The sequence below is a fragment of the Streptomyces sp. NPDC051636 genome (assembly GCF_044453765.1).
Lineage (GTDB): Bacteria > Actinomycetota > Actinomycetes > Streptomycetales > Streptomycetaceae > Streptomyces.
Map to the genome: position 1 here is coordinate 1 of NZ_JBITDA010000091.1, position 1,445 is coordinate 1,445.

Annotated in this window: 1 protein-coding gene; it reads right to left on the minus strand. The window is 68.4% G+C overall.

Features of this window, described 5'->3' with window-relative positions; genetic code table 11:
• Nucleotides 1–96: 96 nt before the first annotated feature.
• Nucleotides 97–1,362: an IS701 family transposase gene (locus tag ACIBBH_RS42505; protein ID WP_399414366.1), complete on the minus strand. Its 1,266-nt coding sequence runs from the start codon at nt 1,360–1,362 to the stop codon at nt 97–99.
• Between the last annotated feature and the right edge of the window lie 83 nt (nt 1,363–1,445).

A 1,445-nucleotide genomic window follows, 5' to 3' on the forward strand; every position in this document is an offset into this window, starting at 1 on the left:
TAGGGCTTGGTCAGGTTTGTATTGCCGTGGTTATGTCGCGGTGGCAGGTGGGGCAGGCGCCGGCCCAGAGGGCGAGGAGTGTCTGCAGTTCGCGGACTACTTGGTAAAGGCTCGGTCCCGCACCGGGTCTTTTGGGTCTCGTGCCAGCCGTTGGAGGGTGCAGAAGGCGTGGGCGGCGGAGACGAGGGTGACGTGGTGGTGCCAGCCGTTCCAGGTGCGGCCCTCGAAGTGGGCCAGTCCCAGGGCCTGCTTCATCTCGCGGTAGTCGTGCTCGATGCGCCAGCGCAGTTTGGTCAGCCGCACCAAGGTGGCCAGCGGCATCCCGGAGGGCAGGCTGGACAGCCAGAACTGCACCGGCTCCGGCTCGGTGGCCGGCCACTCGGCCAGCAGCCAGCGCTCGGGCAGTTCCGGATCTCCGGCTGTCTTACGGATTCCTCGTCCGGCGGGCCGGATCCGCAGGGCGACGAAACGCGAGTACATGCGCTTGAAGCCGCTTCGGCTCGTGCCTGGCCGTGATCCCTCCCGCCAGGACACTGGCCGAGCGGCTCTCCGGCCGGCCGCGATGACGAGGTCTTTCATGGTCTGCGGCGGGTCGGGATACTGCATCTTCGGCGGCCGGCCGGTGCCCGCGTAGTCGGGCTGGACGGGCCGGGCGTCGGCGGGATGGGCGCTGTGGCGGCCCGAGATGCCGACCGTGTAGGGCAGGTTGCGTTCCTCCAAGCCGCTGCGGAAGGCGGCGGCGTCGCCGTATCCGGCATCCGCGACGACCAGGGGGACATCGACGCCCCAGGACCGTGCTTCGTCGATCATGTCGAGGGCCAGCTGCCACTTCTCCAGGTGTCCCGCTTGCGCGGGGATGCCGCAACGGCCGCGGCGGGCGACCTTGTCGGGGTCGGCTTCAGGCGAGGTCGGATCCCAGGAAGCCGGCATGAACAGCCGCCAGTCGATCGCGGCCGAGGCTCGGTCGGTGGCCAGGTGCAGCGACACTCCCACCTGGCAGTTGGTGACCTTGCCCGCGGTGCCGGTGTACTGCCTGGACACACACGCCGAGGCATTCCCGTCCTTGAGGAACCCGGTGTCGTCGACGATCAACGCCTCCGGCCGGATCGCGTCCTGCATCATCCAGGCCAGGCGGGCCTGGACGTGCGCCGGATTCCACGGGCTGGTCGTCACGAAGTGCGCCAGCGCCTGCCGGTTGCCGTCCTCGCCCAGCCTCGCCGCCATCGGCTCAACCGACTTACGTTTACCGTCCAGCAGCAGCCCCCGCACATACACCTGACCCCACCGCCGCTGGTCAGCACGGAAGAACCCATCGAACAACTCCGCCGTGAACGCCTCCAGGTCCTCCCGGACCTCGGCCATCTCCCCAGGTGTCACACCACCACAACGACACCCACAGCCCAACAGACATGCCACTCACGAGTGAAACTGACCAAGCCCTACTA

Excerpts from the sequence above, each read along its gene's own strand:
- ACIBBH_RS42505 (WP_399414366.1), bottom strand. The coding sequence starts at position 1,362 with ATGGCCGAGGTCCGGGAGGACCTGGAGGCGTTCACGGCGGAGTTGTTC.